Origin of the sequence: Microbacterium sp. ZW T5_45, from assembly GCF_044987415.1 — a bacterium.
GTDB lineage: Bacteria > Actinomycetota > Actinomycetes > Actinomycetales > Microbacteriaceae > Microbacterium.
Window position 1 is genome coordinate 1 of record NZ_JBJDRJ010000011.1, and the last position, 24,059, is coordinate 24,059.

25 protein-coding genes and 2 tRNA genes are annotated in these 24,059 nt (G+C 67.6%); 13 read left to right on the forward strand and 14 right to left on the reverse strand.

Annotation, left to right across the window (positions count from 1 at the left end; translation table 11 throughout):
- Positions 1 to 238 precede the first annotated feature (238 nt).
- Genes ACI3KS_RS07605 through ACI3KS_RS07615 form a run of 3 tightly spaced genes read left to right on the forward strand, consistent with a single transcriptional unit; the run spans position 239 to position 3,416 of the window.
- The gene (locus tag ACI3KS_RS07605; protein WP_404916850.1) at positions 239 to 1,309 is read left to right on the forward strand and encodes a mechanosensitive ion channel family protein; all 1,071 of its coding nucleotides are present in this window, start codon (positions 239 to 241) and stop codon (positions 1,307 to 1,309) included.
- Positions 1,306 to 1,755 (forward strand): globin, encoded by a 450-nt coding sequence (locus ACI3KS_RS07610; RefSeq protein WP_404916852.1) that lies wholly within the window; start codon positions 1,306 to 1,308, stop codon positions 1,753 to 1,755. Before ACI3KS_RS07605 ends, ACI3KS_RS07610 begins: the two co-directional genes overlap by 4 nt.
- A complete protein-coding gene (locus ACI3KS_RS07615; RefSeq protein WP_404916854.1) occupies positions 1,752 to 3,416 on the forward strand; it encodes an FAD-binding dehydrogenase in 1,665 nt (554 codons plus the stop codon). The genes ACI3KS_RS07610 and ACI3KS_RS07615 overlap by 4 nt, the downstream gene beginning before the upstream one ends.
- 61 nt (positions 3,417 to 3,477) lie before the next feature.
- Here the strand turns inward: ACI3KS_RS07615 and ACI3KS_RS07620 are convergent, their stop codons facing one another.
- Positions 3,478 to 4,137 (reverse strand): hypothetical protein, encoded by a 660-nt coding sequence (locus ACI3KS_RS07620; protein WP_404916856.1) that lies wholly within the window; start codon positions 4,135 to 4,137, stop codon positions 3,478 to 3,480.
- A gap of 50 nt (positions 4,138 to 4,187) precedes the next feature.
- Between ACI3KS_RS07620 and ACI3KS_RS07625 the strand changes: the two genes are divergently transcribed.
- Positions 4,188 to 5,069 (forward strand): acyl-CoA thioesterase, encoded by an 882-nt coding sequence (locus ACI3KS_RS07625; protein ID WP_404916858.1) that lies wholly within the window; start codon positions 4,188 to 4,190, stop codon positions 5,067 to 5,069.
- Positions 5,070 to 5,203: 134 nt separating this feature from the next.
- Here ACI3KS_RS07625 and ACI3KS_RS07630 read toward each other — a convergent pair whose 3' ends face one another.
- From ACI3KS_RS07630 to ACI3KS_RS07645, 4 genes are all read right to left on the reverse strand, one after another.
- Positions 5,204 to 5,692, reverse strand: coding sequence for an acyl-CoA thioesterase (locus tag ACI3KS_RS07630; protein ID WP_404916860.1), 489 nt, complete (start codon positions 5,690 to 5,692; stop codon positions 5,204 to 5,206).
- 7 nt (positions 5,693 to 5,699) lie between these two features.
- Positions 5,700 to 7,379 carry an energy-dependent translational throttle protein EttA gene (gene ettA, locus ACI3KS_RS07635; protein ID WP_404916862.1) on the reverse strand — a complete coding sequence of 560 codons (1,680 nt, stop codon included), beginning with the start codon at positions 7,377 to 7,379 and terminating at the stop codon, positions 5,700 to 5,702.
- A gap of 87 nt (positions 7,380 to 7,466) precedes the next feature.
- On the reverse strand, positions 7,467 to 7,958 hold the full coding sequence (locus tag ACI3KS_RS07640; RefSeq protein ID WP_404916864.1) for a DUF6993 domain-containing protein: 492 nt from the start codon (positions 7,956 to 7,958) through the stop codon (positions 7,467 to 7,469).
- A gap of 54 nt (positions 7,959 to 8,012) precedes the next feature.
- Positions 8,013 to 8,591 (reverse strand): single-stranded DNA-binding protein, encoded by a 579-nt coding sequence (locus tag ACI3KS_RS07645; protein WP_404916866.1) that lies wholly within the window; start codon positions 8,589 to 8,591, stop codon positions 8,013 to 8,015.
- Positions 8,592 to 8,798: 207 nt separating this feature from the next.
- On the opposite strand from ACI3KS_RS07645, the gene ACI3KS_RS07650 reads away from it, so the two are divergent.
- On the forward strand, positions 8,799 to 9,068 hold the full coding sequence (locus ACI3KS_RS07650) for a hypothetical protein (protein ID WP_404916868.1): 270 nt from the start codon (positions 8,799 to 8,801) through the stop codon (positions 9,066 to 9,068).
- 11 nt (positions 9,069 to 9,079) lie between these two features.
- Here the strand turns inward: ACI3KS_RS07650 and ACI3KS_RS07655 are convergent.
- A tRNA-Arg gene (locus tag ACI3KS_RS07655) sits at positions 9,080 to 9,152 on the reverse strand.
- A 59-nt stretch (positions 9,153 to 9,211) separates the two neighbouring features.
- Between ACI3KS_RS07655 and orn the strand changes: the two genes are divergently transcribed.
- Positions 9,212 to 9,838 carry an oligoribonuclease gene (gene orn / locus ACI3KS_RS07660; protein ID WP_404916870.1) on the forward strand — a complete coding sequence of 209 codons (627 nt, stop codon included), beginning with the start codon at positions 9,212 to 9,214 and terminating at the stop codon, positions 9,836 to 9,838.
- A gap of 36 nt (positions 9,839 to 9,874) precedes the next feature.
- Positions 9,875 to 9,950 (forward strand) — tRNA-His (locus tag ACI3KS_RS07665).
- 49 nt (positions 9,951 to 9,999) lie between these two features.
- On the opposite strand, the gene arr is transcribed toward ACI3KS_RS07665, so the two are convergent.
- Positions 10,000 to 10,425: an NAD(+)--rifampin ADP-ribosyltransferase gene (arr, locus tag ACI3KS_RS07670; protein WP_404916872.1), complete on the reverse strand. Its 426-nt coding sequence runs from the start codon at positions 10,423 to 10,425 to the stop codon at positions 10,000 to 10,002.
- A 58-nt stretch (positions 10,426 to 10,483) separates the two neighbouring features.
- Here arr and ACI3KS_RS07675 point away from each other — a divergent pair, with 58 nt between their 5' ends.
- The 4 genes from ACI3KS_RS07675 to ACI3KS_RS07690 all read left to right on the forward strand — a co-directional run bounded on the left by ACI3KS_RS07675 (position 10,484) and on the right by ACI3KS_RS07690 (position 12,345).
- Positions 10,484 to 11,113: a LysE family transporter gene (locus ACI3KS_RS07675; RefSeq protein ID WP_404916874.1), complete on the forward strand. Its 630-nt coding sequence runs from the start codon at positions 10,484 to 10,486 to the stop codon at positions 11,111 to 11,113.
- A gap of 106 nt (positions 11,114 to 11,219) precedes the next feature.
- The gene (locus ACI3KS_RS07680) at positions 11,220 to 11,567 is read left to right on the forward strand and encodes a metallopeptidase family protein (RefSeq protein WP_404916876.1); all 348 of its coding nucleotides are present in this window, start codon (positions 11,220 to 11,222) and stop codon (positions 11,565 to 11,567) included.
- On the forward strand, positions 11,564 to 11,860 hold the full coding sequence (clpS, locus tag ACI3KS_RS07685; protein WP_404916878.1) for an ATP-dependent Clp protease adapter ClpS: 297 nt from the start codon (positions 11,564 to 11,566) through the stop codon (positions 11,858 to 11,860). Before ACI3KS_RS07680 ends, clpS begins: the two co-directional genes overlap by 4 nt.
- Entirely contained in the window at positions 11,857 to 12,345 is a 489-nt protein-coding gene (locus ACI3KS_RS07690; RefSeq protein WP_404916880.1) for a DUF2017 family protein, read from the forward strand. The genes clpS and ACI3KS_RS07690 overlap by 4 nt, the downstream gene beginning before the upstream one ends.
- A 4-nt stretch (positions 12,346 to 12,349) precedes the next feature.
- On the opposite strand, the gene ACI3KS_RS07695 is transcribed toward ACI3KS_RS07690, so the two are convergent.
- From ACI3KS_RS07695 to gatC, 6 genes are all read right to left on the reverse strand, one after another.
- Positions 12,350 to 12,931, reverse strand: coding sequence for a hypothetical protein (locus tag ACI3KS_RS07695; protein ID WP_404916882.1), 582 nt, complete (start codon positions 12,929 to 12,931; stop codon positions 12,350 to 12,352).
- Positions 12,915 to 13,232, reverse strand: coding sequence for a hypothetical protein (locus tag ACI3KS_RS07700; protein ID WP_404916884.1), 318 nt, complete (start codon positions 13,230 to 13,232; stop codon positions 12,915 to 12,917). The genes ACI3KS_RS07695 and ACI3KS_RS07700 overlap by 17 nt, the downstream gene beginning before the upstream one ends.
- Before the next feature lie 38 nt (positions 13,233 to 13,270).
- Positions 13,271 to 14,527 carry a DNA polymerase IV gene (gene dinB, locus ACI3KS_RS07705; protein WP_404916886.1) on the reverse strand — a complete coding sequence of 419 codons (1,257 nt, stop codon included), beginning with the start codon at positions 14,525 to 14,527 and terminating at the stop codon, positions 13,271 to 13,273.
- 105 nt (positions 14,528 to 14,632) lie between these two features.
- Entirely contained in the window at positions 14,633 to 16,147 is a 1,515-nt protein-coding gene (gene gatB / locus ACI3KS_RS07710; RefSeq protein ID WP_404916888.1) for an Asp-tRNA(Asn)/Glu-tRNA(Gln) amidotransferase subunit GatB, read from the reverse strand.
- A complete protein-coding gene (gene gatA, locus ACI3KS_RS07715; protein ID WP_404916890.1) occupies positions 16,147 to 17,664 on the reverse strand; it encodes an Asp-tRNA(Asn)/Glu-tRNA(Gln) amidotransferase subunit GatA in 1,518 nt (505 codons plus the stop codon). The genes gatB and gatA overlap by 1 nt, the downstream gene beginning before the upstream one ends.
- On the reverse strand, positions 17,661 to 17,960 hold the full coding sequence (gene gatC / locus ACI3KS_RS07720) for an Asp-tRNA(Asn)/Glu-tRNA(Gln) amidotransferase subunit GatC (RefSeq protein WP_404916892.1): 300 nt from the start codon (positions 17,958 to 17,960) through the stop codon (positions 17,661 to 17,663). Before gatC ends, gatA begins: the two co-directional genes overlap by 4 nt.
- 38 nt (positions 17,961 to 17,998) lie before the next feature.
- Here gatC and ACI3KS_RS07725 point away from each other — a divergent pair, with 38 nt between their 5' ends.
- Positions 17,999 to 19,699 (forward strand): long-chain-fatty-acid--CoA ligase, encoded by a 1,701-nt coding sequence (locus ACI3KS_RS07725; protein ID WP_404916894.1) that lies wholly within the window; start codon positions 17,999 to 18,001, stop codon positions 19,697 to 19,699.
- A gap of 45 nt (positions 19,700 to 19,744) precedes the next feature.
- A complete protein-coding gene (locus tag ACI3KS_RS07730; protein ID WP_404916896.1) occupies positions 19,745 to 21,610 on the forward strand; it encodes a DEAD/DEAH box helicase in 1,866 nt (621 codons plus the stop codon).
- A gap of 91 nt (positions 21,611 to 21,701) precedes the next feature.
- On the opposite strand, the gene ligA is transcribed toward ACI3KS_RS07730, so the two are convergent.
- Entirely contained in the window at positions 21,702 to 24,020 is a 2,319-nt protein-coding gene (ligA, locus tag ACI3KS_RS07735) for an NAD-dependent DNA ligase LigA (RefSeq protein ID WP_404916898.1), read from the reverse strand.
- Between the last annotated feature and the right edge of the window lie 39 nt (positions 24,021 to 24,059).

A 24,059-nucleotide genomic window follows, 5' to 3' on the forward strand; every position in this document is an offset into this window, starting at 1 on the left:
CAAGCTTGACTGCCGCGGAACGCTCTTCCATCGAATAGTGCTCACCCGCACGCCGCGCCCGCGGCCTATCTCGTTCGTTCATCAAAATCACCCGAGAACAAGACTCCACCAAAACCGGGTCACCCCAACCTGAGCCCTTCTCATCTCAGGTCGATGCGTTTCGCGTCGACCTGAGCCCTTCTCATCTCCGCTCGCGGCATCCAGCCCTCCCAGAGGACCGGTCGCTACGCTGGAAGCGATGATCCTCCCCCTCACGACCACAGATCCCGCGGAGACGCCGCTCCCCGATTGGGTGCAGGCGGCACTCGGCTTCCTCGTCCCCGTCGGTCTCACCGCGCTCAACATCGCGCTGATCATCGTCGCGTGCGTACTCATAGCCCTCGTCCTGCGCGTCGTCATCCGACGCGTGGTGCATCGGATCGTGGACTCGGCGAAGAACAAGGCCTCGGTCGACGACACGCAGGCCCTCGAGCGCTCACCGCTCGCGGACATGCGTCTCGTGCAGCGTACGCGGACGCTCGGCACGATCCTGCAGAACATCGTCAACGTGATGCTCGTGGTGATCGCGATCGTCCTCATTGTGAACGCCATCGATACCGGCCTGCTCGGCTCGCTGACGCTGCTCACCGCCGCCGTCGGCGCGGGGCTCGGCTTCGGCGCGCAGAACATCGTGAAGGATGTCCTGAACGGCATCTTCATCGTCGCCGAAGACCAGATCGGCATCGGTGACGTCGTCGATCTGGGCCTCGCCTCGGGCGTCGTCGAGTACGTGAGCGTGCGGATCACCCAGGTGCGCGATGTGAACGGCACTCTCTGGTACGTGCGCAACGGCGAGGTCCTGCGCATCGGGAACATGTCACAGGGATGGGCTCGGGCGATCATCGATCTCGGCGTTCCGGCCGACTCCGACCTGGAGCAGGTGGAGCGGACCATGCTGGAGACGGCTCAGAACCTCGCCAAGGACCCGAAGTGGCGCACCCGCATCATCGAGAAGCCCGAGCTCTGGGGCCTCGAGTCGATCGGCGGTGACGCCCTGGTGGTCAGGATCGTCATCAAGGCGCGCGCGAACGCCAAGGACGACGTCGCGCAGGAGCTGCGCAAGCGACTCCGTGCCGCGATGATCGAGAACGACATCGCACTGCCGAGCATGACCGCCGTCCTCCCCACGGGTCTCGACGGCGCTCGTCGAGTGCGGGGCGCCAATCCGCCCAAGACGCGGCCCAACGCCGTGACGGGTGTGCCGACGGTGCCGGAGCGGGGCATCTGGCGACGCAAGAAGACGACGGATGAGGGAGGGACTGCGAAGTGAGCTTCTACGACGAGGTGGGCGGTGCCGAGACCTTCGGGACCATCGTCTCGGTGTTCTATCGCGAGGTGGCGCTCGATCCGGTGCTGAAGCCGATGTACCCCGAAGAGGACCTCGGGCCCGCCGAGGACCGTCTGCGCATGTTCCTCGAGCAGTACTGGGGAGGACCGACGACCTACGGCGAGACCCGCGGACATCCACGCCTGCGGATGCGTCACATGCCGTTCCACGTCGATCCCGACGCCCGCGACCGTTGGCTGCGTCACATGCGTACGGCGCTCGACGAGGCACGCCTGTCTCCTCTGCACGACGCGACGCTGTGGGACTACCTCGAACGCGCGGCGTATGCCATGGTGAACACATTCGAACCGTCGGGAATCGGAACGGCCCCTGCCGGGCGCCCCACGTTGGAGTCCCGATCACGTGAGGAATCAACGGAGAGCTCATGACGACCACGCCCCTGTCCACAGACGTTCTGGTGATCGGATGGGGGCTGTCCGGCCTCGTCGCCGCAGCTGAGGCGTTGGATGCCGGGCGGAGAGTGGTCATCGTCGATCAGGAGCCGCGGACCAACCTCGGCGGGCAGGCGTGGTGGTCCTTCGGCGGCCTGTTCCTCGTCGACTCCCCGGAGCAACGGCGCATGGGGATCAAGGACTCGCTGGAGCTGGCCAGGCAGGACTGGTTCGGCACGGCGGGTTTCGATCGCCCGGAGGACGAATGGCCGCGGAAGTGGGCCGAGGCCTACCTCCGGTTCGCCGCGGGCGAGAAGCGTGCATGGCTCCGCGAACGGGGAGTCGGATTCTTCCCCGTGGTGGGGTGGGCGGAGCGCGGTGGCTACGGCGCTCTGGGCCCGGGCAACTCGGTCCCCCGGTTCCACATCACGTGGGGCACCGGGCCTGGCGTGGTCGCTCCCTTCGCCGCCCGGGTGGAGCAGGGAGAGCGCGAGGGTCGGCTGACCATCCTCCCGCGGCACCGAGTCGGCACGCTGCTCACGACCGATGGGACCGTCACCGGTGCGGCAGGGCAGGTTCTCGCGAGCAGCGGGGCCGAGCGCGGAGAGCCCTCGGATCGCCTGGAGATCGGGGAGTTCTCGATCACGGCGGGCGCGACGATCGTCACGTCCGGCGGCATCGGAGGAAATCATGAGCTCGTGCGTGCCGCGTGGCCTGATCGCCTGGGCAGCCCACCCGACCGCATGCTGTCGGGTGTTCCCGCCTACGTCGACGGCTCCATGCTCGCCGTCGCCGAGTCCGCCGGTGCGCGCCTCGTCAACGGCGACCGGATGTGGCACTACGTCGAGGGCATCCGGAATTGGGATCCGGTGTGGCCCGCGCACGGCATCCGGATCCTCCCCGGCCCTTCTTCGCTGTGGTTGGATGCGACGGGCCGCCGCCTGCCCGTGCCCCTCTTCCCGGGGTTCGACACACTCGGAACGCTCGCTCATCTGCGCGCGACCGGCCATGATCATTCCTGGTTCGTGACGTCGCGCCAGATCGTCGAGAAGGAGTTCGCCCTTTCGGGGAGCGAGCAGAATCCCGATCTCACGGGCAAGGACATCGGACTGCTGGTGAAGTCGCGGCTGGCGAAGGGGCCGACCGGGCCAGTGCAGGCGTTCCTCGATGAAGGTGAGGACTTTCTCGTCGAGGACGACCTGGAATCCCTGCTGGACCGTATGCGACGGCATCCCGGGGGCGACCTGCTCGACATCGCTCACGTGCGTCAGGAGGTCATCGCGCGGGACCGCGAGATCGACAACGACTTCACGAAGGACGCGCAGATCGGGATGCTGCGCTCGATGCGCGGCTATCGCGGCGACAGGCTGATCCGCACTGCGGCTCCGCATCGGCTGCAGGATCCGTCCGCTGGGCCGCTCATCGCGGTCCAGCTGCACGTCCTCACCCGCAAGTCGCTGGGCGGGATCTCGACCGATCTCAACGGTCGTGCCCTCGACGCGGATGGCGTGCCGGTGCCCGGGCTCTTCGCCGCGGGTGAGGCGAGTGGCTTCGGCGGTGGCGGCGTGCACGGCTACCGCGCGCTGGAGGGGACGTTCCTCGGCGGGTGCCTGTTCTCCGGGCGTCAGGCCGGCCGCGCTGCTGCGTCGGTCGGCTGAGGACCGCGCGCCGCCGGTGTGCAGGCGGCGAAGGTCTGCGCGGGTCGGTGGCTGCCCGAGATCAGGCCCCGGTCTCCCTCACCGCCGTGAGTCCGACGACGGCCGGCCCACGAGTGAGCACGTGTCCACGACGGAACGCGAGTCGCGTCCACCGGCCCGATCGCATGACTCTGACCTGCTCCTCCCCCGAGACGAAACCGAAGGCGTCGGCGGCGAAGGCGACTCCCCTCGGCAGGTCCAGGAGATCCGGGTCGGGTTCTCCCCAGATCGCGGCCCGCAGCGCGCGCACCGCTTCCTCTCCGGAGCCAGGTGCGGTGCCGTGCGCGACCGCGCTGATCCCCCACTGCGCCCGCTGGGCGATGACGGATGCCGTCAGCGTGCCGTGCTCCTGCCAATCGCCGCGTGGCGGCGCGATGCCGGCCCAGGACGGTGAGAGACCGGTCTCCGGGAAGAGCAGCTCTCGATCGTTCTCGCTTGCCGCGAGCTCGGCGACGACGACATCGCATTCGAGTTCGGGATCCGCGTGGACGACCCTCATCGCGAGCACCGTCGGGGTCTGGTCGAACAGACCGTGGGGGGCGAGAGCGGCGGCGGTGAGCGCGAGCACCCCGCGGGCGCCCTGCAGCCGGATGCCCTCGTCGGAGATGCGGCGGGCCCTGCCCACGAAGGTCAGGACGTCCTTGGACGTCTCGGCATCGGCGAGGACGAGAGCGTGGGGCACGCCCTCTAAACTATCAAGGCGGACCGCCGCGCAGCCGTGGAGAGGATGTCATGGGCTCTGAGGAACACGCCGCACGCACCGTCGAGCAGCTGCTGGACGTGCTCGATCTCGACCAGGCGACGGCACGGACGACCGAGGACATCTTCACGGGGGTCTCGCATCCGATGCCCGGCGGGCGCATCTACGGCGGACAGGTGCTCGCACAGTCGCTGATCGCGGCCGAGCGCACGATGCCCGAGGAGCGCGCCGTCCACTCCATGCACGGGTACTTCCTCCGTCCGGGGGATGCGGCACAGGGTCTCACCATCGCCGTCGATCGGATCCACGACGGCCGCTCGTTCTCGACCCGTCGGTCGCAGGCGTATCAGAACGGCGTACCGATCTTCTCGATGATCGCGTCGTTCCAGGACGAGGATCCCGGTGTCGAGCACGCGGCGCCGATGCCCGACGGCGTCCCCGATCCGGAATCGCTCCTCCCCGACGAAGAGCGCGTCGCGGGTCTGCCATCCGGGGTCTCACGGATGCTGAGCGATCGGGCCGTGGATGTGCGGCACGTCGGTTCTCCCCTGTGGGGTCCTGCGGACGAGGAGCCTCAGCCTCGACAGGCGGTCTGGATGCGCATGCGAGCGCCTCTTCCCGACGATCCGCGACTGCACCGGGCAGCTCTCGCCTATCTCAGCGACATGACGATCCAGGAGTCGATCCTGCGCGCGCACGGCGCGAGCTGGGCGGTTCCGGGCATCAAGATCGCGAGCCTCGATCACGCGATGTGGTGGCATCGCCCCGCTCGGGTGGACGAGTGGCTGCTGTATGTGCAGGAGTCGCCCAACGCGCGCGGTGGGCGTGGCCTCGCTCAGGGACGAATCCACGCGCGCGACGGTGCACTCGTCGCCAGCGTCGCGCAGGAGATCATGATCAGGGTGCCCGCCTGACCTGAGGTCGAGGGGGCGACTCGGGCTCCACCGGGCGGTTCGGAAGCAGCGGCAGCGAGCAGCGGAGGCTACGCGGCTGCGTCCCGGGGATCGGCGTCCCTCTTCGAACGGCACGGCTCCGGGAATGGCGCGGTTCAGCGGTGCGCGTACTCGATCGATGGCCCGGTGAAGGGCTCCCAGGCGTCGCGCATCTCCTGTGTGAGTCGGGTCGGACGGCCCGTCCGCGCGTCGACCAGAACGATGACGGCCGTCGACCGCGCGTAGATCGCCCGAGGCTCGGATGCAGGGTCGTTGTGCACCTCGTAGCAGACCTCGACGCTCGATCCGCCGAGCTTCCCGAACCACATCTGCACCTCGAGCGGTCGGCGCTGATAGGGCACGGGTGCGAGGTACTCGATCTCCTGGCGCGCGATGAGCGTGAGGATGCCCTCTTCGATACCTGAGTCGAGGACGGCCGTCGACGGGGCCTCCTCCCCCGGCCCCGCGCGCCAGAACGCCCGCACCCGCGCCTCCTCGAGCAGTTTCAGCATCGAGGTGTTGTTGACGTGGTTGAAGGCGTCCAGGTCGCCCCAGCGGAGCTGGATCGGGATGTGGAGGCGAGGCCCCGGCGTCGGCTCGGTCATCGCGAGGTCAGTCGCGCGTGAGCTTGCGGTGGGTGGAACGGTGCGGCTTCGCGGCATCCGGTCCGAGGCGCTCGATCTTGTTCTGCTCGTACGCCTCGAAGTTGCCCTCGAACCAGTACCACTGGTCGGGCTTCTCGTCGGTGCCCTCGTAGGCGAGGATGTGCGTCGCGATGCGGTCGAGGAACCAGCGGTCGTGGGTGATGACCACTGCGCAACCGGGGAACTCGAGGAGGGCGTTCTCGAGGGAGCTCAGCGTCTCGACGTCGAGGTCGTTGGTGGGCTCGTCGAGGAGGAGCAGGTTGCCGCCCTCCTTCAGCGTCAGCGCGAGGTTGAGACGGTTGCGCTCACCACCGGAGAGCACACCTGCCTTCTTCTGCTGGTCGGGCCCCTTGAAACCGAACTTCGAGACGTAGGCGCGCGAGGGGATCTCGGTCTTGCCGACGACGATGAAGTCGAGCCCATCGGACACGACCTCCCACAGCGTCTTGTCGGGGTCGATGTTCGCACGGGACTGGTCGACGTAGCTGATCTTGACGGTCTCGCCGACCTTGAGGTCGCCGCCGTCGAGCGGCTCCAGGCCGACGATCGTCTTGAAGAGAGTGGTCTTTCCCACACCGTTCGGACCGATGACTCCGACGATGCCGTTCGGCGGAAGGCTGAAGCTCAGGCCGTCGATGAGCGAGCGTCCGTCGAAGCCCTTCTTCAGATTCTTGGCGTCGATCACGATGCTGCCGAGACGCGGACCCGCGGGGATCTGGATCTCCTCGAAGTCGAGCTTCCTGGTCCGCTCCGCCTCAGCCGCCATCTCCTCGTAGCGTGCCAGACGCGCCTTCGACTTGGTCTGACGGCCCTTGGCGCTCGAGCGCACCCACTCGAGCTCGTCCTTGAGGCGCTTCGCGAGCTTCGCGTCCTTCTTGCCCTGGATGTCGAGGCGCTCGGCCTTCTTCTCGAGGTAGGTGGAGTAGTTGCCCTCGTAGCCGATCAGACGGCCGCGGTCGACCTCGGCGATCCACTCGGCGACGTGGTCGAGGAAGTACCGGTCGTGGGTGATCGCGATGACCGCGCCCTTGTAGGCCTGCAGGTGCTGCTCGAGCCAGAGCACGCTCTCGGCGTCGAGGTGGTTGGTGGGCTCGTCGAGAAGAAGCAGATCGGGCTTCTGGAGGAGGAGCTTCGCGAGTGCGACACGGCGCTTCTCGCCACCGGACAGCGGCGCGATCGCGGCATCCGCGGGCGGGGTGCGCAGGGCGTCCATCGCCTGGTCGAGCTGCGAGTCGAGGTCCCAGCCGTCGGCGGCGTCGATCTCCTCCTGGAGCGTCCCCATCTCGGCGAGGAGCGAATCGAAGTCCGCATCCGGGTCGGCCATGAGCAACGAGATCTCGTTGAAGCGGTCGACCTTGGCCTTGATCGCGATTCCGTCCTGGATGTTCTCGAGGACGGTCTTGGACTCGTCGAGCTCGGGCTCCTGCATGAGGATGCCGACCGTGAACCCGGGGGTCAGCTTGGCTTCGCCGTTCGACGGCGTGTCGAGACCCGCCATGATCTTGAGGATCGTCGACTTACCGGCGCCGTTCGGGCCGACCATGCCGATCTTCGCACCGGGGAGGAACGACATCGTCACGTCGTCGAGGATGAGCTTCTCGCCCACCGCCTTGCGTGCACGAACCATCGAGTAGATATACTCAGCCACCGAAAACCGCTCCTTCTGTTGGCATCGAAGATCGACACTCCAGCCTAGCGGCACCTCAGGTGAGCGACATCGAGGGTCGCTGTCGCGTCACCAGTCGATCGGACGGGTGTTCCCGACGAGGCAGCGTCCCTCTGCGAGCTGCGGCATCACGATCGTGACCGGCTCACCGGTCGAGGGCCCGACTTGACCGACCAGGCACTCCGTCGCGCCCCATCGCACGGAGAACTGCATGCTCTCCACAGCCCGGTCGACGGTGGTGGCGTCAGGAGTGACCTGCATCGCTGCCTTGTCGAAGCCGGCGGCCGTCAATGCGTCGATGTACGCTCGCCCTTCGGCCCGCTGATCCGAGGCCCAGACCTGCGCGGTGATCGCAGAGAACAGCGGCAGGTTGTCCGCGGCCGTTCCGTCTGGCACCAGGACCGGAGCGGACACAGGCTCCTCGGCCGTCGTCGGTGCCGTCGTCGGCGCCGCGCTCGGTGCCGGATCGGCGGGTCCGCACGCGGCGAGGACGAGGGTCAGTGCCGCGGTCGCGCCGATGAGAGCGATGCGAGCGGGGGTGTTGGCCTGTCGACGGAGCACGGGTCCGAGTCTACGGGGCGCTTCCGTCCGGGCCGCCACCCCCGCCATGCCGGCTCAGAACGGCACCGGTTCATCCACGACAGCGCCGGATGCGGTGTTCACGTCATCGCCATCGCTCGCCGCCCACGACACGTCGAGGTCGTCCTGCGCCGCCCCACCATCTCCCGGCTGATCACCACCGGGATCCTCCTGCGTTGCGGCGAAGCCGTCGATCTCTCCCCTGGTCGCTCTCGAGTCGATGGCTGGCGCGGCGTGCTCCCCCGATGCCGCCGCACGCGACGCCGAGAGGAACGCTGTGGTCCCCCAGCGCAGATCGTGGCCGATCGCCTCAGCATCGATGTCGACGCTCATGCCGTGCTTACCGTTCGCCTCCCAGCTGCGGATCTTCAGCCGTCCGGTCACGATCACACTGTCTCCCGTGCGCAGGGACGCCTTCGCGTGTTCTCCGAGCTGCCGGAAGGCCGCCACGGAGTACCAGTTCGTTCCCGCGTCGACCCAGCGTTGCGTCGGCTGATCGAAGCGGCGAGCGGTACTCGCCACCCTGAAGTTCGTGACGGGAATGCCGCTGGCGGTCTGCCCTCTTGTCGGGTCGGTCGCCACCCGACCCAGGATCGTGAGTGTGTCGTCGTTCATGTCATTTCTCCTCGGTTCGCCGGGTTCGCGCCCCGGATGGAACCAGAGTGCTCCTCCCCGAGGAGGGCGCGCCCCCCGAAACCCACGTCTGGAGGACAACTCGTGGCGCGACCGGGACTGTGGACGAAAGCTCGCATCGCACCGAATCGCACCGCCCCGAGCAATGTCGGTGGTCGCGCTTATGTTCGAATCAGAAAGGAGTTGCCGATGTCCGACAACCTGATCACGTCCCTACCCGAAGTCCCCTATGCGACACCGGATCTGTCGTCGCCACGCGAGCACCTCGTTCGCGCCGCGCCGAACCTATGGCGCGTCGTCGATCGCTCCCATCGCGTCATCGGCCACCTGCGCCTGCGACCGGATCCGCTCGGCATGCGGTATCGCGCAGAGCGGCTGCACCTTGCGACAGGCTCGTTCCAGCTCGTGGGCGACTTCTGGCGAGCCGACGATGCGGTCAGTGCTCTTCGCAACGGCTGAGCCGCGATGAGTGCCCCCGGCAGGATTCGAACCTGCGACCAAGAGATTAGAAGGCTCCTGCTCTATCCCCTGAGCTACGGAGGCGCACTATCTCTACCGTACCGCGAGGAGTCAGCTTTTCGCCCCGTCGATAGGATGGGCGCATGGTGAATGCGTCCGAGAACGACCGACTCGTCTGGATCGATTGCGAGATGACGGGGCTCGATCTCTCGATCGACGAACTCGTCGAGATCGCGGTCGTCATCACCGACTTCGAGCTTCGTCCCGTCGATCCGGGCTTCCAGATCGTGATCAAGCCGAGCGATGCAGCCCTCGCGCATATGGGCGAGTTCGTCACGGACATGCACGCGACCTCGGGCCTGATCGACGAGATCCCGAACGGCGTCACGCTGGCCGAGGCAGAAGCGCAGACGCTCGAGTACATCCGACGGTTCGTTCCGCAGGAGCGCAAAGCTCCCCTCGCAGGCAACACGATCGGCACCGACCGCATGTTCCTGGCGAAGTACATGCCGGAGGTCGACACCTGGCTGCACTATCGCAACGTCGATGTCTCCAGCATCAAGGAGCTCTCACGCCGCTGGTATCCGCGGGCCTTCTTCCACGCTCCCGCCAAGGACGGTGGACACCGGGCGCTGGCCGACATCCTCGAATCGATCCGCGAGCTCCAGTACTACCGCCAGGCGGTCTTCGTGACCGAACCGGGACCGACGAGCGACGAGGTCAAGGCGATCGCATCCGACGTCGTGTCAAAGTTCACCCCGAACATGTAATAGACTCGTGGGGTTGCCTGCTCCGGCAGGCGCATGGTGGGTATAGCTCAGTTGGTAGAGCGCCTGGTTGTGGTCCAGGAGGTCGCGGGTTCAAGCCCCGTTACTCACCCCAGTGAAAGGTCCCGGCTCTCGAGCCGGGACCTTTCGTCTTTCGGGAGGGATCAATTGATGATCTCGGCGTTCGGATCCCGCTGCAACACCGACAGGCGTTCACGCCACGACTGCAGCGCCTCGGGAGTCAGACGGACCCAATCGTGGATCTCCCGGACCACGCGGAGTGGTTCTCTGCTCCGAAACGAGCGAGTCGGGTTGCCCGGGAACTTCTTATCCGTCACATTCGGATCGTCCTCGAAGCTCCCCAGCGGCTCCACCTCGTACACATGCGGCCGGATGCCGTCGACCGGCGAGAGCTCCGCAGCGATCTCCGCGGCAAGCCCCGCCCCGTCCTTCTTCGCCGTGAAGTACACGTGATTCATCACCACCTCAGGGCGGTAGTTGGAACGGAACCCCGCGGTCAACAGATCGCCCGGTCGGAGCTCCGCAGCGGTTCCATGGAAGAACGGCCCCTCATCGCGCATCTCTGTCATGCAGCCACCCTATGTGGCACGATGCCGGTCGGCACGGCCGTGGTCCTAGAATCGATCGGTGTCCTTCGCGCTCTGGGTCTCTCTGCTGACAGCCTGCATCGTCATCAGTTTCACTCCGGGCGCCGGAGCGATCAACACGATGTCGAACGCGCTCACACAGGGATGGCGCCGCTCCATCTGGGGCATCATCGGCCAGCAGCTGGCGCTGATCGTGCACGTCGTGATCGTGGCGGCCGGTGTCGGACTCATCGTCTCGCGCTCCGAGATCCTGTTCAACGCCATCCGATACGCGGGCGCCGCCTACCTCGTCTATCTCGGCATCCGACTGATCCTGACACGACCGACGGTCGTCACCGACGACGGCGAACCGACTGAGAAGGCACCCGAAGGACGCTGGTCGATGGTCCGCCGTGGACTCTGGGTCAACTTGCTCAACCCGAAGGCGATCGTCTTCTTCCTCGCGTTCATCCCCCAGTTCGTGAAGCTCGATCAGCCGCAGCTCCCCCAGTACCTCACGATCATCGCGACGACGATCATCGTCGATGTGATCGTCATGTGGGGCTTCTTCGCCGCCGCGGCACGACCCTTCCGACGTCTCACACGGTCGCCGCGCGGCCAGCGCACCCTGAACACGATCTTCGGCATCCTGTTCATCGCGGTCGCAGCGATGCTCGCTCTCCTGCACTGATCAGACGCGTGCCTCTCCGAGGGTGTCGGATGCCGCACGCGGCACCCGATGCGACGTCCCACGCTGGTCGCCCGGGAGAACCGTGTCGCGCAATAGGCTGGACGGGATGCAGATGGATGCCGACACCTTCGACGCGCTCGTCACCGACGAGCTCGATCGCCTGCCCGACGACATGGTCGACGGCCTCGACAACGTCGTCTTCGTGGTCGAGGACCGCCCCGAGGACGGCAGCCTCGATCTGCTGGGGCTCTACGACGGCCTGGCCCTCACCGAGCGTGGCCAGTACGGGATGGGCGAACTGCCCGATCGCATCGTCGTGTACCGAGAGCCGCACCTCGCGCAGTGCGATGACGAGGATGAGCTGCGGGACGAGGTTCATACGACCCTCGTGCACGAGATCGCGCACTTCTACGGAATAGACGACGAGCAGCTGCACGAACTGGGGTGGGCATGAGCACGCCGATCACGACGCCGGATCTCGACATCGATTCGGACCTCTCCGCGGCACCGCTCGAACCCTGGGAGGTCGTCGTCTGGAACGATCCTGTCAACCTCATGTCCTACGTCGTCCGCGTGTTCCGCACCTACTTCGGGTACAGCACGGAGCGTGCGACGCAACTCATGCTCGCCGTGCACCATGACGGACACGCGATCGTCGCGACCGGTCCCCGAGAGACGATGGAGGTGCACGCGCAGGCGATGCACGACTACGGACTCTGGGCGACGGTCAGGAAGGCACCCCGGTGAGCGACCGCACACTGCTCCTCGCGATGGCACCGATCGAGGCGGAGCAGCTCTCGCGACTCCTCACGGACTTCGTCGCCCTCCTCGACGCGGACGCGGGTACGGACGCGTCTGATCCTGCCGTGGATCGCCTCACTCCGTCGCCGTATCCGGAGGACCATGATGCCGCTCGCGACTTCCGGGCCGGCACACGCGCTGACCTCCTCGACCGGCGCCGTTCGGATGCCGGCGCGGTGCTGACCGCGTTGCGCGGGCTGCACCCGAGCGCCGACGATGACGCGTTCGCCGAGCGCGATCTGCGTGTGCCGAGCGCGGAGATCGACGCGTGGCTTCGTACCCTCACCTCCGTACGGCTGGTGCTCGCAAGCCGTCTCGGAATCACGGACGACGATGATCACCGCATCCCCGATCAGGGCCTCCAGGTCTACGAATGGATCGGATATCGCCTCGAGCTGCTCGTGCAGGCCGCCGACGAGGCGGGGATCTGACGCCTCACGGCACCTCGATGATGCGCGTGGCCAGCGACCTCGGATCGTCTCGCTCGATGTGTCGACGCTCCTGCGCCGCCCAGCGCTCCCAGTGCGGGCGATAGGCTTCTCCGTCCCGGGCCAGAGCGCGCTCCTTGCGCTCCACCTCGCCGGACTCGACCCAGATCCGCACCGGCGCGAGCTCGGAGACACCGGCACGAAGGATGCCGCAGCCTTCGATGATGAGGCCGCGATCGGCCGGCACCGGATGCTCCTCCGCGATGGCAGAGCTCTCCCAGTCCCATCGAGACCACGCACCGGCGACCCCGCGGACGCGCGGGCTCAGGATCCCCTCGATCGCGTGTTCGGCACCCGCATCGAGGCCGTCCCAGCCCGGATAGATCGAATCCAGCGCGATCAGTATCGGGGGGCCCTGCAACGGCCACGCTTCCCGGATGCGCGCAGCGAGCGAGCTCTTCCCCGCCCCGCTTCGGCCGTCGATGAGCACGACCGGGTACTGCAATCCGGAACGACGGACGTCGTCCACCGTGAGCTGCGTCGCCGCGGTCAGGGCCGCAGCGACGGGATCGTCACTTCTTGAGGGCACGGATGATGCGGGTGAGTGCGCGACCGGCGATCCATACGAAGGGGCCGGCCACCACGAGAAGCGTCACGATGTTCGGCTCGAACCGCAGACCCTCCTCGCGCCGCACGTACACGCCGACAGGCACGGCGATGCCGCCGCCCGTTCCACCTTCGCCGCCCTCGGCACTTCCTCCGGCGAACCCGGTGATCGCGAGGGCGACGGGGGTGATAGTAGCGCCGTCGACATCCTGCGGCTCTCCGTAGGCGCTCTTCACGCCGAGCGTCGCCGCCTGCTTACCGAGTTCGAGTGCGATCTGTGGCATGGCTCCACGGTAGCCGACCCGCACCGTATCCGACACGATCAGTCGATGCCGTGTGCCTTCGGATGCTGAGCCGCGCCGCGCCCATCGCCGCGGCCGAGGTGACGCGCGCGCGTGATGCTCGCGGTGCCGAACCGTGCCGCCGCGACGTCGAGCGCGCCTTCCACCCGTCGCCAATCCTCGTCGTCGTCCCAGAGCCCCATCCCGCCCCCGCCCGCGGGTCGCAGTTTCTCCGCACGCACACCGACGAGCCGGACAGGATCTCGGCTCTCGATCTGCTCGAAGAGGTTCTGCGCGGCCTCGCCGATGCGCTGGCCGACCGCCGTGGGCTCTGCGAGAGTCTGGGAACGGTTCACCGTGCGGAAGTCATCGAAGCGGATCTTGATGGCGACCGTCGCGGTCTCCCACTCCGCCCGCCGGAGTCGCGCGGCGACGCGGTCGGCGAGACGGAGCAGCTCGGAGCGCAGGAACGTGCGATCCGTCACGTCGGTATCGAATGTCTCCTCGTGTCCGATGCTCTTCTCCACTCGCTCGGTGTCGACCGCTCGCGCGTCTTCACCCCGCGCCAGCTGGGCGAGTCGAGACCCAAGTGCCGACCCGACCGCTCGCTCGAGCATCTCCGTCGACGACTGCCGGATGTCGAGAACCGTGCGGATGCCGCGACCCTCGAGCGACTCGGCGGCCTTGGGTCCGACGCCCCAGAGGGCTCGAACAGGACGCGGCGCGAGGAAATCGAGCGTGTCGGCACCCGCGACGACCAGGAGCCCGTCGGGCTTGGCGATGGTCGAGGCCATCTTCGCGACGTGCTTCGTCGCCGCGACGCCCACGCTGCAGGTGATACCCACCTCATCCCGCACGCGCTCGCGGATCAGCCGCGCGATGCTCCCCGGACTCCCCCACAGTCGCCGCACACCATGTACGTCGAGGAAGGCCTCATCGACCGACAACGGCTCGACGAGCGGCGTGATCGATTCGAAGATCGACATCACCTGCCGTGAGACCTCCTGGTAGCGATGGAAGTGCGGCGGGACGATGCGCGCCGTCGGGCACAGGCGCAGGGCCTGCCCCACCGGCATGGCAGCCCGCACGCCGTATCGCCGTGCCTCGTACGACGCGCTCGACACCACCGATCGCCCGTCGGGTGCACCGATGATGATCGGAAGGCCTCTGAGGCTCGGATCGTCGAGGACTTCGACGCCGACGTAGAACGCGTCCATGTCGACGTGCAGGATTCGGGTGCCGGAGTCATCGGCGCCGTCGGGCGAGACGATCCGCCCTCTGCCGTCACCGTGTCCCATGAGTACATTCTCCCTCCGACCACCGACATCGGTCCCCCGACGACTGCGCAGACGAAAGGCCCGCGCCTCCGCTGCACGGAGATCGCGGGCCTTTCGAGCGGAGCGTTACTGGGCGGCGCGTTCCAGGATCAGCTCGCGCACCCTCGCGGCATCCGCCTGACCCTTCATCGCCTTCATGACCGCACCGATCACGGCGCCGGCCGCCTGGACCTTGCCGTCCTTGATCTTGGCGAGGACGTCGGGCTGGGCCGCGAAGGCATCGTCGATGGCGGCGATCAAGGCGCCGTCGTCGGAGACCACAGCGAGCCCTCGGGCGTCCACGACCTCCTGCGGGGTGCCCTCACCCGCGATGACACCCTCGAGCACCTGCCGCGCCAGCTTGTCGGTGAGCGTTCCCGCGTCGACAAGCTTCTGCAGAGCCGCCACGTTCTCCGGAGAGACCAGAGACGCGGCATCCGCCTCCTGCGCGTTCGCGAGACGCGTGATCTCACCGGTCCACCACTTGCGCGCGGACGCCGGGGACGCACCCGCGGCGATCGTCGCCTCGACCTCGTCGAGGAGGCCGCCGTTGCGGACGTCCTGGAACTCCAGATCCGTGAAGCCCCAGTCGGCCTTGAGGCGACGTCGTCGCGCGAGCGGCTGCTCGGGAAGAGCCGCACGCAGTTCCTCGATCAGCTCGATCGACGGCTCCACGGGCAGAAGATCGGGCTCCGGGAAGTAGCGGTAGTCATCGGCATCCGACTTCGGTCGCCCAGGCGAGGTCGTACCGGTGTCCTCGTGCCAGTGCCGCGTCTCCTGGATGATCGTGCCGCCGTCGGCGAGGATCTGCGCCTGGCGCTGGATCTCGTACCGCACGGCGCGCTCGACGGAGCGCATCGAGTTCACGTTCTTCGTCTCGGTGCGCGTGCCGAGCTTCTCCTCGCCGCGACGGCGCAGCGACACGTTCGCATCGCACCGGAGGTTGCCGCGTTCCAGGCGGGCCTCCGAGATGCCGAGGCCGCGGACGATGTCGCGGATCGCGGCGACGTAGGCCTTCGCGACCTCCGGAGCACGATGCTCGGTGCCGAAGATCGTCTTCGTCACGATCTCGACGAGCGGCACTCCCGCGCGGTTGTAGTCGACGAGCGAGTATTCAGCGCCCTGGATGCGACCCGTCGCGCCGCCCACGTGCGTCAGCTTGCCGGCGTCTTCCTCCATGTGAGCCCGCTCGATCGGGATCCGCACGAGCGTCCCGTCCTCGAGCTCGACCTCGACGGATCCCTCGTAGGCGATGGGCTCGTCGTACTGCGAGATCTGGTAATTCTTGCCGAGGTCCGGGTAGAAGTAGTTCTTCCTGGCGAACCGGCTGGATGCCGCGATCGAGCAGCCGAGAGCGAGACCCAGGCTGATCGACGAGCGGATCGCCGTGGCGTTGACGACCGGGAGCGAGCCCGGAAGGCCGAGGTCGACCGGCGCGATGAGCGTGTTCGGCTCAGCCGCGTGGTAGGCCTCGTTCGCCGGGTTCGGCGCATCCGAGAACATCTTGGTGTTCGTGTTGAGTTCGACGTGCACCTCGAACCCGAGCACGGGCTCGAAGATCTCGAGTGCCTTGTCGAAGTCCATGAGCTTGGCGGTGGCCATCAGCGGTTCCCTCCGTTCAGCTGGGGTGCCCGGGTGAGCAGCGGTGCACCCCACGAGTCGACCAGCAGCGCCTCCAGCGCCGCTCCGACGCGATACAGACGGGCGTCCTCGCGCGCGGGGGCGAGGAACTGGATGCCGACGGGCAGGCTGTCCTCTTCGGCGAGTCCGCTGGGGATCGAGATCCCGGGGACGCCGGCGAGGTTGGCGGGGATGGTCGTGAAGTCGTTCAGGTACATCTGCAGCGGATCGTCGACCTGTTCGCCCAACTTGAACGCCGTGGTCGGCGCAGTCGGCGTGGCGATCACATCGACTGCGGCGAATGCGGCGGCGAAGTCCTGCTGGATGAGCGTGCGCACCTTCTGGGCACTGCCGTAGTAGGCGTCGTAGTAGCCCGCCGAGAGTGCGTAGGTGCCGAGGATGATGCGGCGCTTGACCTCGTCGCCGAATCCGGCGTCGCGGGTCGCGGACATGACGTCCTCGACCGTGGCGCCGCCCTCGGGCGTGACGCGCAGACCGAAGCGGACCGAGTCGAACTTCGCGAGGTTGCTCGACGCCTCGGCAGGGAGGATGAGGTAGTAGGCGGCGACGCCGTATTCGAAGTGCGGAGCGCCGATCTCGACGATCTCGGCCCCCTGCGCCTCCATCAGCGCGAGCGCGGCTCGGAACGACGCCGCGACTCCAGGCTGGAACCCGCTGTCGGGGAGCTCCTTGACGACACCGATCTTGAGCCCCTTGAGCACGTCCCCGCGGGCACCCTCGCGGGCGGCCTCGGCGAACGACGGCCAGGCGTCGGTGAGCGAGGTGGAGTCCTTCGGGTCGTGTCCACCGATGGCGTCGTGCAGCAGACCGGAGTCGAGCACCGTGCGGGTGACGGGACCGACCTGGTCGAGGCTCGACGCGAGCGCGATCGCACCGTAGCGGCTGACCCCGCCGTATGTCGGCTTCACACCGACGGTGCCGGTGACGTGCGCGGGCTGGCGGATGGAGCCTCCGGTGTCGGATCCCAGCGCGAGCGGCGCCTCGAATGCGGCGACCGCGGCGGCCGAGCCGCCGCCGGAACCACCGGGGATGCGGTCGAGATCCCAGGGGTTGCGGGTCGGACCGTACGCCGAGTGCTCGGTCGAGGAGCCCATCGCGAATTCGTCCATGTTCGTCTTGCCGAGCGGCACCAGGCCGGCGGCGCGCGAGCGCGCCACGACCGTCGCGTCGTAGGGCGAGCGGTAGCCCTCGAGAATGCGCGAGCCGCTCGTCGTGGGCTGGTCGGTCGTGACCAGCACGTCCTTGATGGCGAGCGGAACGCCGGCGATCGGGCCGAGCTGCTCTCCCGCCGCGCGGCGTGCGTCGATCTCGGCAGCAGCGGCAAGAGCGCCGTCGTTCACGTGCAGGAATGCGTGCACGTCGCCGTCGACGGCGGCGATGCGGTCGAGATGGGCCTGCGTCGCTTCGACGCTCGAGACCTCGCCGGCTGTGAGCTTGTCCGCCAGCTCGGCGGCGGTCAGACGGATGATGTCGCTCACTGCTCTTCTCCCAGGATCGCGGTCACCCGGAATCGGCCGTCGGCCTGGTCGGGCGCGTTCTGCAGCACCTGCTCGTGCGTGAGCGTCTGACCGACCTCGTCGGGGCGGAAGACGTTGCTCAGCGGGATGGGGTGGCTCGTCGCAGCGACCTCGGCGGTCGCGACCTCCGACACCTTGGCGATGTTGTCGACGATGGCGTCGAGCTGGCCCGTGAGCCGCGTCACCTCGTCGTCGTCGAGCTGGATACGTGCGAGCACGCCGAGATGCCGCACAAGATCAGGGGTGATTTCAGACACGCTGCAAGTCTACGGTGACGGCCCAATAGGCTGTGCGCATGACGACCTTCGAGCCGCCTCGTCCGTGGACCGCCAGCTACGCCGACGGAGTGCCTGAGGATCTCGATCCGGTGGACGGATCGCTGATCGACATCGTCGCGGCGTCCGTGCGCGACTACCCGGATGCTCCTGCGCTGCAGTTCTTCGGGCGCGAGACGTCGTACGCCCAGCTGCAGGACGCCATCGACCGCGCCGCGGCCGGTCTGCGCGATCTCGGGGTCAAGGCGGGGGACCCGGTCGCGATCGTGCTGCCGAACTGTCCCCAGCACATCGTCGCGTTCTATGCGGTGCTGCGACTCGGCGCTGTCGTGGTCGAACACAACCCGCTCTATACGCCACGCGAGCTGCGCAAGCAGTTCGAGGACCACGGTGCCGCGCACGCCATCGTCTGGAACAAGGTCGTCGCGACCGTGCAGGAGTTCCCCGCTGACCTGGCGGTCAGGAACCTGATCTCGGTCGATGTCACCCGAGCGATGCCGTTCCTCACCCGCGTCGCGCTCCGGCTGCCCGTCGCGAAAGCCCGTGAGTCGCGCGCCGCGTTGACCGAGAGCGTGCGCGGAACGGTCACCTGGGAGCATCTCGTCCGGTCGGAGCCGATCCCGGCATCGCACCCGAAGCCGACGACGGACGACCTCGCGATCATCCAGTACACCTCCGGCACCACCGGAACACCCAAGGGTGCAGCGCTCACGCATCGAAACCTTCTGGCCAACGCCGCGCAATCCCGCGCGTGGGTGCCCTCGATCCGGCGCGGAGACGGTTGCGTCGTCTACGCGGTGCTGCCGATGTTCCACGCCTACGGACTCACTCTGTGTCTGACTTCCGCGATGTCGATGGGGGCGCGCCTGGTGCTGTTCCCGAAGTTCGACCCCGACCTGGTGCTCGATGTCGTGAAGAAGCATCCGGCGACCTTCCTTCCCCTCGTGCCGCCGATCGCGGATCGTCTGCTCGCTGCTGCGCAGGCGAAGGGCGTCTCCCTCGACGGGATCGAGGTCGCCATCTCGGGCGCAATGGCGCTTCCGCACGACCTCGTCGTACCGTTCGAGGAGGCGACGCACGGCTTCCTCGTCGAGGGATACGGGTTGAGCGAGTGCTCCCCCGTGCTGATGGCGAACCCGGTCGCAGACAACCGGGTTCCTGGGACCGTCGGTCTGCCGCTGCCCGGCACCGAGTGCCGCGTGGTCGATCCGGAGAATCCGACCGCGGACGTCGCGCCGGGGAGCGCGGGTGAGCTGCTGGTGCGCGGTCCGCAGGTGTTCTCCGGGTACTACGGCAAGCCGGAGGAGACCGACGAGGTCTTCGTCGACGGATGGTTCCGCACCGGCGACATCGTCACGGTGGACGACGCGGGCTTCATCCGGATCGTGGATCGCATCAAGGAGCTCATCATCACCGGCGGCTTCAATGTCGCACCGACCGAGGTCGAGAGCGCACTGCGGCAGCATCCGCAGGTGGTCGACGCCGCCGTGGTCGGGCTGCCGAGCGAGCACTCGGGCGAAGAGGTCGCCGCTGCGATCGTCGTGAACGGATCGACCGACGTCGACGTCGAGGCGATCCGTGAGTTCGCCCGCGGGATCCTCACCCCGTACAAGGTCCCTCGTCGCCTCTTCGTGGTCGATGAGCTTCCGAAGTCGCTGATCGGAAAGGTCCTTCGCCGGCAGGTCAGGGAGCGGCTCATCGCCGTGACCTCGGGTTCCTGAGCACGGCACCAGACGCCGTGGCACCCGGCACGCTACCCTTGGTCAGTGACTGAAGAAGACGCTGCGCCCATCGACGCCCCCTCCACACCCGGATTCGAGGACCTCGGTATCACCGGCGCCGTCCTCAAGGCCATCAAGGATCTCGGTTACGAGACCCCGTCGCCCATCCAGGCGGCGACCATTCCGACCCTGCTCGCCGGACGCGACGTCGTCGGCATGGCGCAGACCGGAACCGGAAAGACCGCGGCTTTCGCGCTCCCCGTGCTCGAGCGCCTCGATGTGAGCCAGAAGATCCCCCAGGCCCTGGTTCTCGCGCCGACCCGCGAGCTCGCCCTGCAGGTCTGCGAGGCGTTCGAGTCCTACGCCTCACGGATGAAGGGCGTCCACGTCCTGCCTGTCTACGGCGGACAGGGCTACGGCGTGCAGCTCTCCGCTCTGCGACGAGGCGTGCACGTGATCGTCGGCACCCCCGGGCGCATCATGGACCACCTCGCCAAGGGCACGCTGGATCTCTCCGAGTTGAAGTACCTCGTGCTCGACGAGGCCGACGAGATGCTGAAGATGGGCTTCGCCGAAGACGTCGAGCAGATTCTCGCTCAGACGCCCACCGAGAAGCAGGTGGCGCTGTTCTCGGCCACGATGCCGCCCACGATCCGCCGTCTCGCTCAGCAGTATCTCCGTGATCCCGAGGAGATCACGATCAAGAGCAAGACCGCGACGAACAAGAACATCACCCAGCGCTATCTCATCGTCTCGTACGCGCAGAAGGTCGACGCTCTCACGCGCATCCTCGAGGTCGAGAACTTCGACGGGATGATCGTCTTCGTCCGCACGAAGAACGAGACCGAGACGCTTGCGGAGAAGCTCCGTGCACGCGGCTACTCCGCTGCGGCGATCAACGGCGATGTGCCCCAGGTGCAGCGCGAGCGCAGCGTCAATCAGCTCAAGGCCGCCAAACTCGACATCCTCGTGGCCACCGATGTGGCCGCGCGCGGTCTCGATGTCGAGCGCATCAGCCACGTCGTCAACTTCGACATCCCGACCGATACCGAGTCGTACGTGCACCGTATCGGCCGCACCGGGCGCGCGGGCCGCACCGGCGATGCGATCAGCTTCATCACGCCGCGCGAGCGCTATCTGCTCAAGCACATCGAGCGCGCCACCCGCCAGGAGCCGACGCAGATGCAGCTCCCCACGACCGACGACGTGAACTCCACGCGTCTCGCCCGCTTCGACGACGCCATCACGGCTGCTCTCGGCGAGGCCTCTCGGATCGAGGCGTTCCGCGACATCATCGCCCACTACGTCCGCAACCACGACGTCCCCGAGTCGGACGTCGCTGCGGCCCTGGCCGTCGTGGCGCAGGGAGATGATCCGCTTCTCCTCGACCCGAACAACGACGCCCTCTCCCGTGCGGTGGACTTCGACAACCGCCCGCAGCGCGAGCGCTCGGGCGGCCGCGACAACCGCGAGCCGCGTGAACCGCGCGCCGAGCGCCGCGGAAAGGGCGACTACGCGCCCTACCGCATCGAGGTGGGACGGCGTCATCGTGTCGAGCCCCGTCAGATCGTCGGTGCACTCGCGAACGAGGGCGGCCTCGGACGTGACGACTTCGGCGCGATCAACATCCGTCCGGACTTCTCGATCGTCGAACTGCCCTCGAACCTCGACCCTGCTGTGCTGGAGAAGCTGCGCGACACCCGAGTCTCGGGACGTCTCATCGAGATCAAACCGGACCGCGGCCCCCGTGGTGGGGGCGGGCGCCGTGATGGCGGCGATCGCTTCGAGCGTCGCGATCGTGACGACCGTCCCCGTCGTGACCGTGATGACCGTCCGCGGCACGACCGCGACGAGCGCTCACCCCGCGATGGAGCCGAGCAGCCCTTCCGCAAGCCGCGTCACAAGAAGTGACGATACGCCGACGGCCCCGTGTTCTGTGGAACACGGGGCCGTCGGCGTATCCGGATGCGGACCACGAGGATGTGATCTGCATCCGATGTCATCATCCGTCGAGCGCGGCCGGGCCCTCGGTCACGAGGATGTGGAACTGCGCGGCATCGAGAACCCGGATGCCGAGCTCCTCTGCCTTCGCGAGCTTCGACCCCGCACCGGGCCCGGCCGCGACGAAGTCGGTCTTCTTGGAGACGCTCGACGCGGCTTTGCCTCCGGCCTTGATGATCGCTTCCTGCGCACCGTCGCGCGTGTAACCGTCGAGCGAGCCCGTCGCGACGATGGTGAGGCCGTCGAGCACGCCGCCCTCGACCACAGCTGCACCCGGCCCGGGGTGCCCCGGTGTCGCCCACTGCACGCCCGCCGCCGTCCAGTCGGCGACGATGTCCTGATGCCAGTCGACCTCGAACCAGGCGAGCAACGAGTCGGCGATGATCCCTCCGACCCCTTCGACAGCGGCGAGCTCCTCGCGCGACGCTGCACGGATCGCATCGAGAGAGCCGAACCACTGAGCCAGAGCCCGCGCCGCGACGGGGCCGACATGACGGATGTTCAGCGAGACGAGCAGGCGCCATAGATCCTTGCTCTTGGCCTTCTCAAGTTCGGCGAGGAGCTTCGTAGCCGCGGACGACGGCTGCGGCCCGTCGATCCCGGACTTCTTCTCGGCGGCCGTCGGATTCCGGCGGAACGGCGCGCGGGTCTTCACGACCCCGTCATCGTCTTCCTTCGGGAGTCCGGTCTCGGCGTCCTTGACGACCAGTTCGATCGGCACGAGCTGCTCGAGGGTGAGCGAAAAGAGCCCCGCCTCGGTCTCGAGCGGAGGAACGTCCGGAAATGTGGGCTGTGTGAGCGCCGCAGCGGTGACCTCGCCGAGCGCTTCGACGTCGAGCGCGCCCCGCGATCCGATGTGCTCGACGCGTCCGCGCACCTGCGCGGGGCACGAGCGCGCGTTCGGACAGCGCAGATCGATGTCGCCCTCCTTCATGGGCCGCAGCGGCGTTCCGCACTCGGGGCAGCCCACCGGCATGACGAACTCCCGCTCCGTGCCGTCGCGCTTCTCGACGACCGGCCCGAGCACTTCGGGGATCACATCGCCGGCCTTCCGCAGCACGACCGTGTCTCCGATGAGCACCCCCTTGGCCTTGACGACGTCCTTGTTGTGCAGTGTGGCCTGGCGGACCACGGATCCCGCGACATGCGCGGGTGCCATGACGGCGAAGGGCGTCGCTCGACCGGTGCGGCCGACGGAGACGACGATGTCGAGCAGCGTCGTCTGCACCTCCTCCGGCGGGTACTTGTAGGCGATCGCCCAACGCGGAGCCCGGCTCGTCGCGCCGAGCTCGTCGTGCAGAGCGAGTTCGTCGACCTTGACCACGATCCCGTCGAGCTCGTGCTCGACATCGTGCCGATGCTCTCCGAAGTGCTCGACGAACGCCACGACGTCATCGATGCTCGTGCAGACCCTCGTGTGCGGACTCGTGGGCAGTCCCCATCCGGAGAGCAGGGCATAGACCTCGCTCTGCGCGGCGACCGGCGGATCCTGCCACGCGCCCACCCCGTGCACGTAGAGCGCCAGAGAGGAGATCCGCAGCAGTCCTGCTTCGAGCTCGAGGCCGTCCTTCTTGTCGATCTGCTGACGCAGACCCCCGCTCGCGGCGTTGCGGGGGTTCGCGAAGGCGGGGAACCTGCGCGCCGCAGCCGCTCTCGCCTTCTCCTCATCGAACGGCTTCTTCGCCCCGGCCCGAGACTCCCAGCGCGTCAGCGCGTCGGCGTAGGCGCGCTCCCTGAACTCCGCCTGCGCGGCGTTCAGCCTCTCGAACGCCTGCACCGGGATGAACACCTCTCCGCGGACCTCGACGATCTCGGGATGCCCGGTGCCGCTCAGGCGCTGCGGGATCTCTGGGAGGCGCAGGGCGTTATCGGTGACGATCTCCCCCACTCGGCCGTCGCCACGGGTCGCCGCAGATGTCAGCACACCGTTCTCGTAGCGGAGGTTGATGGCGAGACCGTCGATCTTCAGCTCGGTGAGCCAGTCCACCTCGCGCCCCGCGGCGGCGCGGGTCTTCGCCGCCCACTCCCGCAGCTCGTCGATCGAGAACACGTTGTCGAGGCTGAGCATCCGCTCGGCGTGCTCGATGGTCGCGAGTCCCGTCGCCTCGGCCGCCCCCACCATCTGGGTCGGGGAATCCTGGCTCTGCAGTTCGGGATGCAGGCGCTCGAGTTCTTCGAGTCGATGCATCCAGCCGTCATAGGTCGCATCATCGACGACCGAGGTGTCGCGCCCGTAATACGCGTCCTTCGCCTCGAGTATGAGCGAGGTCAGGCTCTCGGCCTCGGTACGGGCGTCTTCCAGCGAGATGTTCTCCGGCACTCCGTCAGTCTACGAGCGGTCGCGGACATTGCCGGGCGG

Excerpts from the sequence above, each read along its gene's own strand:
- ACI3KS_RS07680 (WP_404916876.1), top strand. The coding sequence starts at position 11,220 with ATGCAGATGGATGCCGACACCTTCGACGCGCTCGTCACCGACGAGCTC.
- ACI3KS_RS07650 (WP_404916868.1), top strand. The coding sequence starts at position 8,799 with ATGTCCGACAACCTGATCACGTCCCTACCCGAAGTCCCCTATGCGACA.
- ACI3KS_RS07630 (WP_404916860.1), bottom strand. The coding sequence starts at position 5,692 with ATGACCGAGCCGACGCCGGGGCCTCGCCTCCACATCCCGATCCAGCTC.
- dinB (WP_404916886.1), bottom strand. The coding sequence starts at position 14,527 with ATGGGACACGGTGACGGCAGAGGGCGGATCGTCTCGCCCGACGGCGCC.
- ACI3KS_RS07645 (WP_404916866.1), bottom strand. The coding sequence starts at position 8,591 with ATGAACGACGACACACTCACGATCCTGGGTCGGGTGGCGACCGACCCG.
- gatB (WP_404916888.1), bottom strand. The coding sequence starts at position 16,147 with ATGGCCACCGCCAAGCTCATGGACTTCGACAAGGCACTCGAGATCTTC.
- ACI3KS_RS07615 (WP_404916854.1), top strand. The coding sequence starts at position 1,752 with ATGACGACCACGCCCCTGTCCACAGACGTTCTGGTGATCGGATGGGGG.
- clpS (WP_404916878.1), top strand. The coding sequence starts at position 11,564 with ATGAGCACGCCGATCACGACGCCGGATCTCGACATCGATTCGGACCTC.
- arr (WP_404916872.1), bottom strand. The coding sequence starts at position 10,425 with ATGACAGAGATGCGCGATGAGGGGCCGTTCTTCCATGGAACCGCTGCG.
- ACI3KS_RS07605 (WP_404916850.1), top strand. The coding sequence starts at position 239 with ATGATCCTCCCCCTCACGACCACAGATCCCGCGGAGACGCCGCTCCCC.
- ACI3KS_RS07725 (WP_404916894.1), top strand. The coding sequence starts at position 17,999 with ATGACGACCTTCGAGCCGCCTCGTCCGTGGACCGCCAGCTACGCCGAC.
- ACI3KS_RS07700 (WP_404916884.1), bottom strand. The coding sequence starts at position 13,232 with ATGCCACAGATCGCACTCGAACTCGGTAAGCAGGCGGCGACGCTCGGC.
- orn (WP_404916870.1), top strand. The coding sequence starts at position 9,212 with ATGGTGAATGCGTCCGAGAACGACCGACTCGTCTGGATCGATTGCGAG.
- ACI3KS_RS07625 (WP_404916858.1), top strand. The coding sequence starts at position 4,188 with ATGGGCTCTGAGGAACACGCCGCACGCACCGTCGAGCAGCTGCTGGAC.